Below are 16,830 nucleotides of genomic sequence, written 5' to 3' on the forward strand. Positions count from 1 at the left end.
ATTTATATGTAATTTTACATTGAAATACTTAAAAAAATAAGGCACTTTCGTATAATTTAATAAACATCACTAAACTAAATTAACGAAGTGCCTTATGTATAAAGATTCTAACATGACTTAACTTACTCTACGAAAGGAAACTTCAGTACTTATTCTTACAAGTGATGTGATCTTCACAAAATCAAAAACTTTCTTATAAAACGATTAAGCGATTTAGAGTTAATCCTCAAGTAGATGCTTTATTAGAATCTTTATTTATTCGATTCATAGTCATTTAATAATAGTATTCATTATTGTTTTAAAATATTTTCTGCAACGTTTAATTGATGACGCACAGCATCTTGGCCTGTAGAACCATAACTTTTTCTTCTATTTAAACAATTTTCTGGTTTTAAGTAATCATATACATCTTCTTCGATTTTATCATTTAATTCTTGATAATGTTCAAATGGTACATCTAATAAATAGATGCCTTGTTGAATACATTCAAAGACAATTTTTCCTACAATTTCATGTGCTGTTCTAAACGGTACATTCTTATCTACTAAATAATCTGCAAGTTCTGTTGCATTAGAGAAATCTTGATGCACTGTTTCATTTAAACGATTTGTATTAACTGTTAACGTATTAAGCATGCCTTCAAAAATACGTAATGAACCTTTAATCGTACGAACTGAATCAAATAAACCTTCTTTATCCTCTTGTAAGTCTTTATTATATGCAAGAGGCAATCCTTTCAATGTGACAAGCATACTCATTAAATGTCCTGTCGTACGTCCCACTTTACCACGAATGAGTTCAGCCATATCTGGATTTTTCTTTTGAGGCATAATAGATGAACCAGTAGAAAATGCATCGGATAGTGTAATAAATTTCGCTTCATCCGTAGACCAAAAAATAATTTCTTCCGCAAAACGTGATAGGTGAGTCATTGTTAATGATATATTATGCAATGTTTCAATAATGTAATCACGATCACTCACTGCATCAAGACTATTTTCATAAATATATTCAAAACCAAGTAATTCTTGAGTTTTATGTCTATCGATAGGATGTGTAGTGCCACTCAATGCTGCAGCGCCAAGTGGAGATATATCAATACGTTTTAAACTATCTGCAAAACGTGTATAGTCTCTTTCTAACATCCAAAAATATGTCATGATGTGATGTGCGAAAGAAATAGGTTGAGCACGTTGTAAGTGCGTATAACCTGGCATGATCGTGTCTACATGAGATTTTGCTAAAGTTAAAATAGACTCTTGGAATGAACGAATGAGTGCTTGAATCTCAATGACTTGTTTTTTTACATAGAGATGTAAGTCTGTTGCTACTTGATCATTTCTACTACGACCTGTGTGTAATTTGCCACCTGGATCTCCAATGCGTTGTATCAGTTCATGCTCGATATTTAAATGTATATCTTCTAAAGCATGTTTAAATTCAATATTATGGTTATGAAAATCTGCTTGTATATCTTTCAAACCTTTTACAATGGCATTTTTTTCTTCTTCAGAAATAATGTTTTGGTGTGCAAGCATTGTTGCATGTGCAATACTACCTTGAATATCCTCATCTAAAAGCGTTTGGTCAAAGTCAATAGAAGCATTAAACGCATCTACCCACTCTTCAGGTTGTTGTTGAAAACGACCTCCCCATGCTTTATTACTCATTACTATAACCTCCATGTAAATAAGCATTTACTTGTGTTGGTAGTCCATAAATATCGATAAAGCCGACTGCAGCTGATTGATCAAAAGCATCTTCTTTAGTATAAGTTGCTAACTTTTCATCATAAAGTGTATAAGGCGATTTTCTACCATTAACAATAGCATTACCTTTAAATAATTTAACTCTGACATCTCCTTCAACATATTGTTGAGTGCTATCAATGAATTGCTTTAGACTGTCTGTTAAAGGTGAGAACCATAAACCATTATATGTTTGTTCAGCAAATTGTTTTTCAATGACCGGTTTAAAATGCGCTACATCTTTAGTTAATGTTAATGTTTCTAAAGATTTATGAGCTTTTAATATCACTTCAGCACCTGGCGTTTCATATACTTCACGTGATTTTATACCAACTAAACGATTCTCTACGTGATCGATACGTCCGATACCATGTTTACCAGCTAAATCATTTAATGTTAGAATTAGCTGATCTAAATCATAGTCTTTATGGTTAAGTTGAACAGGAACACCATTTTTAAATGATAAGATAATTTCATCTGGTGTATCTGGTGTATCCTCTAATTCAGCAGTTAAATCATATGCATCTTTCGGTGGAGCAGCATATGGATCTTCTAAAATACCACATTCATTTGCACGACCCCATAAATTTTGATCGATTGAATAAGGTGAATCATGATTAATACTTACAGGAATACCATGTTTGATTGCATAGTCGATTTCTTCTTCACGACTCCAGCCCCACTCTCTAACAGGAGCAAATGTTTTCAAATTAGGGTTAAGTGCTTTAATTGCTACTTCAAAACGTACTTGATCATTACCTTTACCAGTACAACCATGTGCAATACCGATTGACTTTGTTTGTTCAGCAATTTCTACTAATTTCTTCGCTATTAACGGTCTTGAGAGCGCAGATACTAAAGGGTAACTATTTTCATACATTAAATTTCCTTTTATTGCATAACTTACATAATCTTCACTAAATTCCTTAGTTGCATCAATAATATGACATTCGATGGCGCCCATGTCTAATGCTTTAGAATAAACAACATCTAAATCTTTACCTTCGCCAACATCTAAACATACTGCCACTACGTCATATCCTTTATCTATAAGCCATTTAACGGCTACACTAGTATCTAATCCACCTGAATAAGCTAAAACAATTTTATCTTTCATATTGTCACCTCAAAGTTTTCTGAAAATTGATATAATTCTATACTAACAGATTTATTATGAAAATAAAACCATTTTTTTACATATTTATACAAAATAAAGATAATTAGAATATCATTAATCATCTATTGTTATTTCTATATTTATTGAATATTACTACAACTAAGGAGTTTATTGCTGTTTCGATTGTGTATTCATTACAAGGTAAGGTAATTCAATGATTCTAAAAAAAACAGACTATTTTTTGAATAATTGAACTTGTTCATTGAATAGATAACTTAAAGTTAGTAAAATGAAACTAATTCATAAACATTGGAGGATTTATAAATGACTCATATTCAATTAGATTATGGAAAAACGTTAGAATTTTTTGGTCAACATGAACTTGATCAACAAAAAGATATTGTAAAAACAATTCATAAAACGATTCATGAAGGTACAGGTGCTGGAAGCGACTTTTTAGGTTGGGTAAATTTACCTGAAGATTATGATAAAGAAGAGTTTTCTAGAATTCAAAAAGCAGCAAAACATATTCAATCGAATTCAGATGTATTGGTGGTTATCGGAATTGGCGGTTCATATTTAGGTGCACGTGCTGCAATTGAAATGCTTACTTCATCTTTCCGTAACAGTACAGAATATCCTGAGATTGTATTTGTAGGAAATCACTTATCTTCAAGTTATACACAAGAATTAGTGAATTACTTGTCTGATAAAGACTTTTCAGTAAATGTTATTTCTAAATCAGGAACAACGACTGAGCCTGCTGTAGCATTTAGATTGTTTAAACAATTAGTTGAAGAAAAATATGGTAAAGACGAAGCAAAAAAACGTATTTTTGCTACAACTGATAAAGCAAAAGGTGCATTGAAACAATTAGCAGATAATGAAAGTTATGAAACATTTGTTGTACCTGATGATGTAGGTGGTCGTTATTCAGTATTAACTGCAGTAGGATTATTACCAATTGCAACTGCAGGTATTGATATTAAAGCAATTATGAATGGGGCAAATAAAGCTCGTAAAGAACTATCATCTGAAAATTTAGAAGAGAATATTGCATATCAATATGCAACAATTCGAAATGTTCTTTATAGTAAAGGTTATACAACTGAAATGTTAATTAACTACGAACCATCTATGCAGTACTTTAATGAATGGTGGAAACAGTTATACGGTGAATCTGAAGGTAAAGACTTTAAAGGTATTTATCCTTCAAGCGCAAACTATACTACTGATTTACATTCATTAGGTCAGTACGTTCAAGAAGGACGCCGTTTCTTATTTGAAACTGTTGTAAAAGTAAATCAACCTAAACATGATATTACAATTGAAAAAGATGATGACGATTTAGATGGCTTAAATTATTTAGCTGGAAAAACAATCGATGAAGTTAATACAAAAGCATTTGAAGGTACGTTATTAGCTCATACTGATGGTGGCGTTCCTAATATCGTTGTGAATATCCCACGTTTAGATGAAGAAACATTCGGTTATGTTGTTTACTTCTTTGAATTAGCTTGTGCGATGAGTGGCTATCAATTAGGTGTTAATCCATTTAACCAACCTGGTGTAGAAGCTTATAAACAAAATATGTTTGCTTTACTTGGTAAACCAGGTTATGAAGATAAGAAAAAAGAATTAGAAGAACGTTTATAATATCAACATAAATTTAAATAAAATGATAGTTTAAAGCCTAGGACATGATGAGCTGTCTTAGGCATTTTTTATATATTGGCAGTCAATGACTCAATTGAATATATACTTATATCAATCTTTTTCAACATACTAGACTTTCATAAAAAGAAGTTTTTGTTTAACGTAAGATGGGGTCAAGAGAAGGAAACTGAATTCGTTTTGAATTCAGTCTCACTCTCTTTTAAATGATTAATATGACTAATGTTAAATCTGTTATCTAGTACTTGTGACTGATTTCTTATTGAATTAATAGTTTTTTTAAGAAAAGAGTGTAAAATAATTTTATACTCAATAGAGAATGATGAAATTTCAAGAAAGGATTTGATGATATAGTGTTTCATCAAATTGAACATTGGTTTAATGTGTTACAACAATTAGGATACTTTGCAGGTTTTATTATTCTCTATTTAAGAGCTATGATTCCTGTTTTTCCTTTAACTCTATATGTCATCTTAAATGTTCATGCTTATGGTTTTATTACAGGAACCATTATTAGTTGGTTAGGGATCGTCGCTGGGACATTTACTGTATTTTATTTTTTTAGGAAATTCGTTGATGCATCTTTTATGCAAAGAGTTAAAGCAAAAAAAGGTGTGAAAAAACTTACACATTTTATAGATAAACAAGGACTTGTTCCTATTTTTATATTAATGTGTTTTCCATTTACACCTAATACAGTAGTAAACTTTGTAGCTAGTTTTTCTCATATTAAAATGAAGAATTATTTTATTATTTTATTATTTTCAAAGTTTATTTCCATCTCATTTTTAGCAGTGATGGGTAGAGAAGTGACTACATTTTTAACCCATCCTATAAGAGCAATTATTTTAATTATTGTTACTATAGTCATATGGTTTATTGGAAAAAGAGTTGAAAAACATTTTATGGGAACACATGAGGAGTGACATTTTGCGTCGAATTATAAGTACGAGTATCTCCATTATTTTAGCAATTATTTTTGTGATATTTATCCAAAATTTTTTACTAAGAAGTGCAATTGTTCATACTAATGAGATGGCCCCCACTCTAAATAAAAATGATTATATAATGATTAATAAATTGAAAGTGACATTTAATTTATTAAATGAAGGCGATATTATTATGTATCGTCATCATGATCAAATTCATTTTAGCCGTATTATTGGGAAAGCAGGCGAATCGGTAGAAATAAGGCATGGTAAATTATATAAAGATGATAGACAAGTGAATAAATATTATGCTAAAAATAGAGATATTAATGATTTCGCATTACGAGATTTAGAAAATACTGATGGGGATATTATTCCACCTGACTCATTTTTAGTGTTGAATGATAATAGTAATACATTAACTGATTCGAGAAAATATGGATTAATTAAAAAAAGTGATGTTATAGGAAATGTATGTCTAAGGTATTATCCTTTTAGATCATTCAACTATGAGTTTAATAAATAGATGAGGTGTTATATTTGAAAAAAGAAATAACAGAATGGATTGTTGCGATAGCTGTAGGCTTATTGCTCGTATGGCTTGTAGTCACTTTTGTTGCCAAATCCTATACAATAAAAGGCGACTCTATGGATCCAACATTAAAAGATGGACAACATGTAATGGTTAACATTTTAGGTTATAAGGTAGGAAACATAAAAAAAGGAAATGTTATTGTTTTCCATGCTAATAAATCTGATAACTATGTTAAAAGAGTGATAGGCGTATCAGGAGATAGTGTGACATATAAAAAAGATCAGCTATATGTTAATGGAAAAAAAGTAAATGAGCCTTACTTAGACTATAATGAAAAACATAAACAAGGAGAGTACATTACAGGATCTTTTGAAACTAAGGATCTTCTTAATGCTCATCCTAAGTCTAACGTTATTCCTAAAAATAAATACTTAGTATTAGGAGATAATCGTGAAGTTAGTAAAGATAGTAGAGCGTTTGGATTAATAGATAAACAACAAATCGTCGGTAAAGTATCATTTAGATTTTGGCCACTAAATGATTTTAAATTTAATTTTAATCCAGATAAGTAGGATATCAATTTAAAAATGAAAGTAGAATGTCAATTCAGGTGAATTCACATTCTACTTTTATTTTATCTACTTTACTTTTTAAGAACGTATGTTCCGTGGTAAAATGAGTTTAAAGGAGTGTGTAGATAATGGAATTAAATACATATCTTGGAAGAGCTGGTACCGGTAAATCGTACCATATGATTAAAAATATTAAACAACAAATGAAAGAAAATCCTCTTGGAGATCCTATCATTTTGATTGCACCTACCCAAAGTACGTTTCAATTGGAGCAATCTTTCGTAAATGATCGAGAGTTAAACGGGAGTTTAAGAACGGAAGTTTTACATTTTGAACGTTTGAGCTATAGAATCTTTCAAGAACTCGGAGGATTAACTGAAACACGTTTAACTAAAGCAGCTATTGAAATGATGATATTCAATATCGTTCAACAACACAAATCAGAAATGAAATTATATCAATCTCAAGCAGATTATTATGGTTTTAGTGAAAAATTAAGTGAACAAATCCAAGATTTTAAGAAATATTCTGTAACACCTCATCAACTTGATTCATTTTTAGAAGATAATGAATTACAAACAAGAACCCGACATAAACTAGAAGATATTTCGCTTATTTATCATTATTTTGAAGAACGATTAAATGGAGAATTTATTACCGCTGAAGACAGTCTTAATTATTTTATTGAAATAATGCACAAATCTGAGTGGATTAAGCATGCTGATATTTATATAGATGGATTTTATAACTTTTCAACACTTGAATATCAAATTATTAAAGCATTAGTACAAAATGCTAAACAAGTTACTATATTATTAACTACAGATGGTAATGAAGATCACTTTAGTATGTTTAGAAAACCTTCTGACGTACTTATTCACTTAAAAGAAATTGCAAATGAATTACATATACCTTTAAATGAACATTATTTTACAACACCATATCGTTTCAAAAATAAAGATTTATTACAATTAGAACAACAATTTGACGCACTTCAAGTTAATCCAACTCAATCACATGGTTATATTGATTTACTTGAGTCATCGAATATGAGAGAAGAAGTTAATGAAATAGCACGACGTATTATTAAAGATACACGTGATAAACACTTTAGATATCAAGATATTGCAATTTTATATAGAGATGAAACATATGCCTATCTATTTGAATCTATTTTGCCACAATACGATATTCCTTATAATATTGATACTAAAAAATCGATGACACATCATCCTATAATGGAAATGATACGTTCTTTATTAGAAGTTATCCAAAGTAATATGGGGCTTAGTCCAATGATGAGACTATTTAAAACCAATATTTTATCTCATCAATTTAAAAATAGTAGTTACTTAATTGATCTATTAGAAAACTTTGTCATTGAACGAGGTATTTACGGTAAAAAATGGTTAGATGATAAATTGTTTAATATCGGTAATTTTACAAAAATGGGACGTAAAGAGCATCAATTAACTGAAGAAGAAAAAGAAGCATTTGAAGACGTCATACGCTTAAAGGATGATGTTGTAAATAAAATACTTCGTTTTGAACAAGCCATGCTTCACTCTAAAAATGTTAGAGATTATGCAACTGCATTTTATGAAACAATGGAAGCTTTTGATTTACCTAAATATTTAATGGCTCACCGTGATGAACTAGATTTAAAAGGGGACCATGAGAAAGCAGAAGAAATTGACCAATTATGGAATGGATTAATACAAATACTAGATGATTTAGTCACAGTATTTGAAGAAGAAGAAATGAGTTTAAATCGATTCTTAGAAGTATTTGACATTGGACTTGAACAACTCGAATTTGTAATGATTCCTCAAACATTGGATCAAGTGAGCATAGGGACTATGGATTTAGCAAAAGTTGATAATAAAAAACACGTTTATATGGTTGGGATGAATGATGGAGTGATGCCACAGTCCATGTCATCTTCAAGTTTAATCACTGATGAAGAAAAACGTTTGTTAGAGGAACAGGGAAGTGTTGAATTAAGTCCAACCTCTGATATCTTACAAATGGATGAAGCATTTGTATGCTACATTGCTATGACACGTGCATGTGAACAAATGACTTTTTCATATAGTCTTATGGGGATGCAAGGAGATGAAAAAGAGAAAAGTCCATTTTTAAATCAGATTCAAGCATTGTTCAGTAATTTGGATATCCAAAATATTCATTATCTGCATCATGCTTATCCTCTTACATTAATGGAACATCCACATCAAACTAAAATTCATTTATTTGAAGCATTGAAATCGTGGTTGGAAGAAGAAGCGGTAGCAGATACGTGGCTTGATGCTTATAAAGTTATAAGTGAAAATGAAGAATTAAATGACAGTATAAACTATTTATCAACAGCATTAACATATGATAATGAAACCATTCAACTCACACCACAATTGTCAGAAGCATTATATGGAACGTCTATTAATGCTAGTGTTTCACGATTTGAAGGTTATAATGATTGCCCGTTCCAACATTATGCTACTTACGGTCTTCGTTTAAATGAACGTACCAAATATCAACTTGAAAGTTTTGATTTAGGTAATATTTTTCATAATGCTTTAAAATATATTTCGGATAAAGTAAACGGAGAATTTAGTCAACTGGATAATCAGAAAATCCATGCACTTACAGAAGAAGCTCTACAACATGTTTTACCACAAGTGCAATTTAATTTAATGGATTCCAATGCATATTATCGTTATGTATCTAAACGTATAGGTGTCATTGTTGAAAGTACTTTAAAGGCACTTCGTTATCAAAATGAGAATACAAAATTTAGACCAAAACGTTTTGAAACTGCTTTTAGAAAGAAACCAAGAACTGAAGAAGAATTGATTGCACATCCCTTAATGACGACACAAGGGATTCCGATTCATATTCGTGGACAAATTGATCGTATCGATACTTATACAAAAAATAATACAAGTTTTGTAAATATTATTGATTATAAATCATCTAATCATAGCGCCAATTTAAATTTGAAAAAAGTTTATTATGGTAAACAGATGCAAATGATGACGTATATGGATATCGTATTACAAAATTCAGAGCGACTTGGTTTAAGTTCAGAGGTTAAACCAGGTGGATTGTTATATTTCCACATTCATGATGAACGTTTGAAATTTGAAAAATGGGGCGATTTAACTGAAGAGGCATTAAATAAGAAAAATATTAATCAAGCTATTCTAAAAGAATATAAATTAAAAGGATTAATCAATAGTGATGCTGAAGTTATCGATGCTATGGATATAAGACTTAACGAGATATCTAAATCAGATATTGTACCCGTGACATTAAAAAAAGATGGAGGTATTAGTGCACGGGGAAGCCAAGTTGCTGATGAAACAACGATTCATAAATTTATTCAACACAATAAAAATAATTTTATTGAGACTGCTTCAAATATTATGGATGGTCATACAGAAGTAGCTCCACTTAAATTTGAAGACAAATTACCATGTGAATTTTGTAGTTTCCAGTCAGTATGTCACGTAGATAGCCTTATTGATAGTAAACATTATCGCCATGTAGATGAATCGATTAATCCAATTCAAGCAATTCAAGAGGTCGAATTAGAAAGCGGTGAGGACAATGAATAATATTCCGATAAAACCTAAAGACGCACAATGGACGGATGCACAATGGAACAGTATATATGCAAAAGGACAAGATATACTAGTTGCAGCAGCTGCTGGCTCAGGAAAAACAGCTGTTCTAGTTGAACGTATTATTCAAAAAATCTTAAGAGATGAAGTAGATGTTGATAAATTACTTGTAGTAACATTTACGAACTTAAGTGCTAGAGAGATGAAACATCGTGTAGAACAACGTATTCAACAAGCTTCATTAGAGGATCCTAAGAATGAACACTTAAAAAGTCAACGTATAAAAATACATCAAGCTCAAATTTCTACACTGCATAGTTTTTGTTTAAAGGTGATTCAACAACATTATGATGTTATCCAACTAGACCCTAATTTTAGAACGATTAGTGAAGTAGAAAACGTACTTTTATTGGAGCAATCAATTGATGAAGTACTAGAACATCATTATGAAAATCCTGATATTGAATTTTTGACTTTAGTCGAACAACTATCAAATGATAGAAATGACGAGGGATTTAGAGAAATGTTAAAGCGATTTTATTATTTTAGTATAGCTAATCCTTCACCATTTAAATGGTTAGATTCATTAGTTGATCCTTACGAGAATGATGAGAAGCAACAAGACTACCTTAAAGAATTAAAAATACTTGCAGAAATATATATGAAAGCAGCATTTGACTCACTTCTTGAAGCAGAAAATCTTTTATCCTATTGTAATGCTGTTGAAAAACATTTAGAAGTTGTCCAAAGAGAGAAAATGATATGTCAAAGCATATTAGAAGATGGTGTTTTGAATAGAGATGCACTTCTTAATCATACACCTGAAAAATTTCCACAAATGTCATCAAAAATAAAAAAAGAAAATGAAGATTTAGAGACACTTGAAGATATTAAATCTTTCTATAAAGAATATAATGAAACCATTCAAGATGTAAAAAATAAATATTTAATGCGGTCAGTAGATGAACTTAAAGACGATATGAAACAGTTAGCGCCTCGGATAAAATATTTAGTTCAAATCATTAAAGATATCATTAATGATTTTGCTAAGAAAAAACGTAGTAGAAATGTACTAGATTTTGCAGATTATGAACATTTTGCTTTACAAATATTAACAGATGAAAACGGGATGCCTTCTACTATCGCTAAAGATTATCGTCATCAATTTGAAGAAATACTTATTGATGAATATCAAGATACCAATCAGGTACAAGAGGCAATTATATCTACTATCAAACGTGGTGATGAATTAGATGGCAACTTATTTATGGTGGGAGACGTAAAGCAATCTATTTATAAGTTTAGGCAAGCGGATCCTACATTGTTTATGAGTAAATATCATCGATTCACTAAAGAAGGGCAACAAACGGGACTTCGAATTGACTTATCTAATAACTTCCGCTCAAGAAAGGAAGTACTTTCAACGACTAATTATCTTTTTGATCATATGATGGATGAAGCGGTTGGAGAAATTAATTATGATGCCGATGCGCGTTTATATTTCGGCGCTCATTATTATCCAGAAAAACCAATGCCGCTCGAATTACATGCGCTGATTAAATCTGAAAATGAGGACACAGACTTAGATAGACAGGAACAAGAAGCATATTATGTAGTTGAACAAGTAAAGCATATCCTTGACAATAAACTCGTTTACGATGCGAAAAACAATGCCTATCGTAAAGCAACTTATAAAGATATTGTTATTTTAGAACGTGGAATGAGTAATGCTAGACGTTTGCAAAAAGTATTTAAAGATAATAATATTCCGTTCCATGTTAATAGTAAGGAAGGTTATTTTGAACAAACGGAAGTACGACTAGTACTATCGTTTCTTAGAACGATTGATAACCCATTGCAAGATATTTATCTAGTTGGGTTAATGCGCTCTGTTATTTATCAATTTACTGAAGATGAACTTGCTGAAATTCGAGTAGTCAGTTCAAATGATGATTACTTTTATCAATCAATTTTACACTATATAAAATATGATCAAGCTAACACACAATTAGTTGATAAATTACGTCGTTTTATTGAAGATATACATTTATATCAAGATTATGGGCAAACACATCCTGTGTATCAGTTAATTGATAAGTTCTATAATGATCATTATGTCATTCAATATTTTAGCGGACTGATTGGTGGTAAAGGCAGACGTGCTAATCTTTTTGGATTGTTTAATAAAGCAATAGAATTTGAAAACTCTACGTTTAGAGGACTTTATCAATTTATAAGATTTATCGATGAATTGATAGAGCGTAAAAAAGATTTTGGTGAAGAAAATGTGATAGGACCTAATGATAATGTAGTTCGAATGATGACAATTCATAGCAGTAAAGGTTTAGAGTTTCCATATGTTATTTATTCTGGTCTTTCTAAGAATTTTAATAAAGAAGATATTCGGAAACCTTTAGTATTAAATCAAAAATATGGTTTAGGAATGGAGTACTATGATTTAACAGATAATATTTCTTATCCATCACTTTCATCTGTAGTTGTTAAATCGTTAACAGAAAAAGAATTAATTTCTGAAGAGATGCGTTTAATGTATGTGGCATTAACTCGTGCAAAAGAACAGCTCATTCTAATCGGAACGGTAGATAAAGAAGAAAAGTTAAGAAAGTATGAACGTTTGCCTATTTCAAATCAACTCATTGCACTTCATAAAAGATTATCAGTAGAACGACCTTTTAATCTGGTATATAGTATTTTAGCGAAACACTTATCTCAATCTATCACATCCGATTATCAATTTGAGACATCTATCAATCAATTAGATGACAGTTTGAAACCATATGTAGATTTGAAAATCATTCATTTTGATGAATTATCTTTAATAAGTGATTCAAATGAGACATTACATCGAACTATCAATGATATTGAAGAAGAGGCTCCGAATAATAAAGAAAACGAACAACAAATGATTCATCAATTAACGTTTAAGTATCCATTTATAAAAAATACTCAAAAGCCATCAAAACAATCTGTATCTGAATTAAAACGTCAATTAGAAACTAAAGAAGATGGAACAAGTTACGATAGAGTAAGACAATATCGCATTGGTGCTTATACTTATGAACGTCCTAAATTCTTAAGACAAGAAAGAAAACGTAAAGCTAATGAAATTGGTACATTGATGCATACCGTTATGCAGCATCTTCCATTTAGAGAACAACGATTAACTGAAATAGAGTTAGATGACTATATTCATATGTTAATTGATCAACACATTATTGAAGAAGACGCTAAAAAAGATATCCAATTTGAAAGAATTATGGAATTTATTCGTAGTGACTTATATATGAAAATTGCACAAGCTGATGAAGTATACAGAGAGCTACCATTTGTAGTTAATCAAGCACGTGTAGATGAAATACCAGATTTAGATGAAGATGTCTCCATTATCCAAGGTATGATTGATTTGATTTTTATTAAAGATAATCAATATTATTTTGTAGATTACAAAACAGATGCTTTTAATCGAAGAAGAGGGCTGACGGATCAAGAGATTGGAATACAATTACGTGATAAGTATAAAATTCAAATGAAATATTACAAAAACACCTTAGAAACAATACTAAATAAAAGAGTGAACGGCTATTTATATTTCTTCCAATTCGGTGAGATGAGCATTGAAGATGCTTTATAATATCAATCTTATTTTAGAAAAGATGCGTCAAATTTCTAAAATTTCAGACATATATATTTGTTATTTATTAATAATTAAAGTTATAATATGAAATAAGATATAGATGAGGAGTTGATAATGAATGAAATTTTTATCATTCAAATACAATAACGCTGAATCATATGGCGTTAAAGTAAAGCGTGAAGACGCTGTATGGGATTTAAAACAAATTTTTGCTGAATTTGGTGAAGGAGACTTCCATCCACAAACGTTACTTGAAGGTTTACAACAAAACCAAACACTTGATTTCCAAGAACAAGTACGTAAAGCAATAGTAGCTGTTGAAAATAGTGGAAAAGCAGATCAGTATAAATTCTCATTTAATGATATTGAATTTTTACCTCCTGTAACACCACCGAATAATGTTATTGCTTTTGGTCGTAACTATAAAGATCATGCCTCTGAGTTAAATCATGAAGTGCAACGTTTATATGTGTTCACTAAAGCAGCTTCTTCTTTAACTGGTGATAACGCAACAATTCCAAATCATAAAGATATTACAGATCAGTTAGATTACGAAGGTGAATTAGGAATTGTTATCGGTAAATATGGCGAAAAGATTCCTAAAGGCTTAGCATTAGATTATGTCTATGGCTATACTATCATTAATGATATTACAGACCGCACTGCTCAAAATGCACAAGATCAAGCATTCTTATCTAAAAGTTTAACAGGTGGTTGCCCAATGGGACCATATATTGTTACTAAAGATGAATTACCTACTCCAGAAAATGTTAATATTGTCACTAAAGTGAATAATGAAATTCGCCAAGATGGAAACACTAGTCAAATGATTAATAAAATTGATGACTTAATTCAAGAAATTTCTAAATATGTTGCTTTACATCCTGGTGATATCATTGCAACCGGTACTCCAGCGGGTGTAGGAGCTGGATTACAACCACCAAAATTCTTACAACCAGGTGATGAAGTTAAAGTAACTATTGATAACATTGGTACTTTGACAACTTATATTGCCAAATAATAATGCTAGTTATGTTTAAAAGGAGAGAAGCTAAGGCTTCTCTCCTTTTTAAATTTTAATACTTAAAAAGTGGAAATATGTTATGATAATTAAAAGAAAGTGATTATAAATATTGGAGGTAATCAAGTCTTGTTACATATGCATATTGTGAGTTGGGTTTTAACCATTGTGTTATATATTATTGCATTTTTACACATTTCAAAATCACAGGGGCCAACACCAACTTTTAAATCATTACATATGGGGCTTAGAGTCTTTATGCTCCTTACAATATTCTCAGGATTTTGGGAATTAATTGAAGAGTTTATGGCAGCGAGTCATGGTGAAGGTGGCAACCACATGCTTCTTACTTTAAAAATGTTATGTGGCTTAGGTGTTGTTGCTTTAATGGAAGTATCATTAGCTAAAAGAAAAAAACATGCACCTAGTCATGGCTTATTTTGGGCAACAATTATTTTAATTATTATTACTATGGCTCTTGGAATTATCTTACCATGGGGTCCATTATCTAAAATGTTCGGTTTAAGTTAAGTAAAAAGAATCGTTTGAGTGTCTACTCAAACGATTCTTTTTATATATTGCGTGCTTTGTAACCAATCATATTGATTAAATCTTTAGGATGACTATAAGGAGGCGCATAGGCAACTTCAAATTCAGCCAATTCATCTACTGTAAGTTGATTCATCATAGCCATTGATAAAATATCAATACGTTTATCGGCGCCTTGTTTTCCAACTGCTGCGGCGCGTATTAATTGTCTATTGTCTTTATTAAAATAGACACGTAAGTGTAGGGGTGTATTACCTGGGTAATATCCTGCGTGTGCACCAGACTTAATTTCAACCATCTCATAATTAAATAGACTTAATTCTTCAGGTTTTATTCCTACGCTCGCAAAAGTGTAGTCAAAAAATTTTACAATATTTGAACCAAGAAAACCTTTAAATGTAATATGTTTATTACCTGAGAGTTGTTCTGCTATAATACTTGCTGCACGATGAGCACCCCAAGCTAAAGGTACTTGAGCATTCATATTTACATGGCGATAATGTGAGGTGATGACATCACCTAGAGCATAAATATCAGGTATATTTGTTTTAAAGCAATCATCAACAGGAATAAAACCTTGTTTATCTATATGAATATTTGATGAACGTAAAAATGATGAATTAGGATGAGTTCCTATACCTTCAATAATGATATCGAAATCTTCATGTATACCAGATTTAAAATAAACAGTATGCGCTTGAATTGATTCAATTTCTTCATTTAATCTATATGAAATGTTTCTTTGATCAATTTCGCTAAAAATGGCTGCATTCATATCTTGGTCCATTAATTTATTGACTTTATCTGAACGATGAATCCATGTCACATCAAGACCACGTTGATAAAGGTTTTCTAATACTTCTAATGAAATGTAACCAGCACCGACAACTAATGCTCGCTTAGCTTTATGACGAGAAATATATTGATCGATTTGGTCCATATCTTCTGCATTTCTTAGAGTGAAAGTAAAATTATTAGTAAATCCAAGAGTATTCGCACTAGCGCCAGGACTTAAGATTAATTTGTCATAAGTTTCGTCGAATGTTTCGCCTGTTTGATGATTTAATACACGTACGACATGTTGTTGGTCGTTTACTTCAATTACTTCATGATGTGTTTTAACTACAATATTTTTCTTCTCTTTAAAAATGTCTGGTGTAATAGGCAATATTTGATGACGATCAGAAACGAGATGTCCAATATAGTAAGGTAAACCACAATTAGCAAAACTCATATCTCGATCTTTTTCAAAAATGATAATGTCGCTTTCTTTATCTAAGCGACGAATTTGACTTGCACATGTTGCGCCCCCAGCAACAGCACCAACTATAATAATTTTAGACATACATATCCTCCATAACTAAGAAGTAAACAAGTGAGATACAATTATAATTTTTAGAATCTTAC

General features: G+C 30.8%; 11 protein-coding genes. 8 read left to right on the forward strand and 3 right to left on the reverse strand.

Annotated features, from left to right (window positions below; genetic code table 11):
• Nucleotides 1-290 precede the first annotated feature (290 nt).
• Together argH and HMPREF2578_RS07305 are read right to left on the reverse strand one after the other, a co-directional pair.
• A complete protein-coding gene (argH, locus tag HMPREF2578_RS07300) occupies nucleotides 291-1,670 on the reverse strand; it encodes an argininosuccinate lyase (RefSeq protein WP_049419839.1) in 1,380 nt (459 codons plus the stop codon).
• Entirely contained in the window at nucleotides 1,663-2,865 is a 1,203-nt protein-coding gene (locus HMPREF2578_RS07305) for an argininosuccinate synthase (protein WP_019835059.1), read from the reverse strand. Before HMPREF2578_RS07305 ends, argH begins: the two co-directional genes overlap by 8 nt.
• A 324-nt stretch (nucleotides 2,866-3,189) precedes the next feature.
• Between HMPREF2578_RS07305 and HMPREF2578_RS07310 the strand changes: the two genes are divergently transcribed.
• The 8 genes from HMPREF2578_RS07310 (at nucleotide 3,190) to HMPREF2578_RS07345 (ending at nucleotide 15,405) form a co-directional block, all read left to right on the forward strand.
• The gene (locus tag HMPREF2578_RS07310; protein WP_070508345.1) at nucleotides 3,190-4,521 is read left to right on the forward strand and encodes a glucose-6-phosphate isomerase; all 1,332 of its coding nucleotides are present in this window, start codon (nucleotides 3,190-3,192) and stop codon (nucleotides 4,519-4,521) included.
• A gap of 368 nt (nucleotides 4,522-4,889) precedes the next feature.
• Nucleotides 4,890-5,465, forward strand: coding sequence for a TVP38/TMEM64 family protein (locus HMPREF2578_RS07315; RefSeq protein WP_025987168.1), 576 nt, complete (start codon nucleotides 4,890-4,892; stop codon nucleotides 5,463-5,465).
• Between the two features lie 4 nt (nucleotides 5,466-5,469).
• Entirely contained in the window at nucleotides 5,470-5,994 is a 525-nt protein-coding gene (gene lepB / locus HMPREF2578_RS07320; protein ID WP_017175840.1) for a signal peptidase I, read from the forward strand.
• A gap of 14 nt (nucleotides 5,995-6,008) precedes the next feature.
• Complete coding sequence (lepB, locus tag HMPREF2578_RS07325) at nucleotides 6,009-6,575, forward strand: signal peptidase I (protein WP_070508346.1); 567 nt, start codon at nucleotides 6,009-6,011, stop codon at nucleotides 6,573-6,575.
• 128 nt (nucleotides 6,576-6,703) lie between these two features.
• A complete protein-coding gene (gene addB / locus HMPREF2578_RS07330) occupies nucleotides 6,704-10,192 on the forward strand; it encodes a helicase-exonuclease AddAB subunit AddB (RefSeq protein WP_070508347.1) in 3,489 nt (1,162 codons plus the stop codon).
• Nucleotides 10,185-13,850 (forward strand): helicase-exonuclease AddAB subunit AddA, encoded by a 3,666-nt coding sequence (addA, locus tag HMPREF2578_RS07335; RefSeq protein WP_070508348.1) that lies wholly within the window; start codon nucleotides 10,185-10,187, stop codon nucleotides 13,848-13,850. Before addB ends, addA begins: the two co-directional genes overlap by 8 nt.
• A 121-nt stretch (nucleotides 13,851-13,971) precedes the next feature.
• On the forward strand, nucleotides 13,972-14,874 hold the full coding sequence (locus HMPREF2578_RS07340) for a fumarylacetoacetate hydrolase family protein (RefSeq protein ID WP_017175836.1): 903 nt from the start codon (nucleotides 13,972-13,974) through the stop codon (nucleotides 14,872-14,874).
• 129 nt (nucleotides 14,875-15,003) lie between these two features.
• Nucleotides 15,004-15,405 carry a YisL family protein gene (locus tag HMPREF2578_RS07345; protein WP_017175835.1) on the forward strand — a complete coding sequence of 134 codons (402 nt, stop codon included), beginning with the start codon at nucleotides 15,004-15,006 and terminating at the stop codon, nucleotides 15,403-15,405.
• Nucleotides 15,406-15,445: 40 nt separating this feature from the next.
• Here the strand turns inward: HMPREF2578_RS07345 and HMPREF2578_RS07350 are convergent, their stop codons facing one another.
• Complete coding sequence (locus HMPREF2578_RS07350) at nucleotides 15,446-16,768, reverse strand: CoA-disulfide reductase (protein WP_061544377.1); 1,323 nt, start codon at nucleotides 16,766-16,768, stop codon at nucleotides 15,446-15,448.
• Nucleotides 16,769-16,830 lie beyond the last annotated feature (62 nt).

Source organism: Staphylococcus sp. HMSC072H03 (assembly GCF_001809305.1).
In the GTDB taxonomy this organism is placed as follows: domain Bacteria; phylum Bacillota; class Bacilli; order Staphylococcales; family Staphylococcaceae; genus Staphylococcus; species Staphylococcus hominis.

Bases quoted from the DNA above. Each gene is read 5' to 3' on its own strand.
- addA (WP_070508348.1), top strand. From the start codon at position 10,185: ATGAATAATATTCCGATAAAACCTAAAGACGCACAATGGACGGATGCA.
- HMPREF2578_RS07340 (WP_017175836.1), top strand. From the start codon at position 13,972: ATGAAATTTTTATCATTCAAATACAATAACGCTGAATCATATGGCGTT.
- HMPREF2578_RS07350 (WP_061544377.1), bottom strand. From the start codon at position 16,768: ATGTCTAAAATTATTATAGTTGGTGCTGTTGCTGGGGGCGCAACATGT.
- addB (WP_070508347.1), top strand. From the start codon at position 6,704: ATGGAATTAAATACATATCTTGGAAGAGCTGGTACCGGTAAATCGTAC.
- HMPREF2578_RS07310 (WP_070508345.1), top strand. From the start codon at position 3,190: ATGACTCATATTCAATTAGATTATGGAAAAACGTTAGAATTTTTTGGT.
- argH (WP_049419839.1), bottom strand. From the start codon at position 1,670: ATGAGTAATAAAGCATGGGGAGGTCGTTTTCAACAACAACCTGAAGAG.
- HMPREF2578_RS07305 (WP_019835059.1), bottom strand. From the start codon at position 2,865: ATGAAAGATAAAATTGTTTTAGCTTATTCAGGTGGATTAGATACTAGT.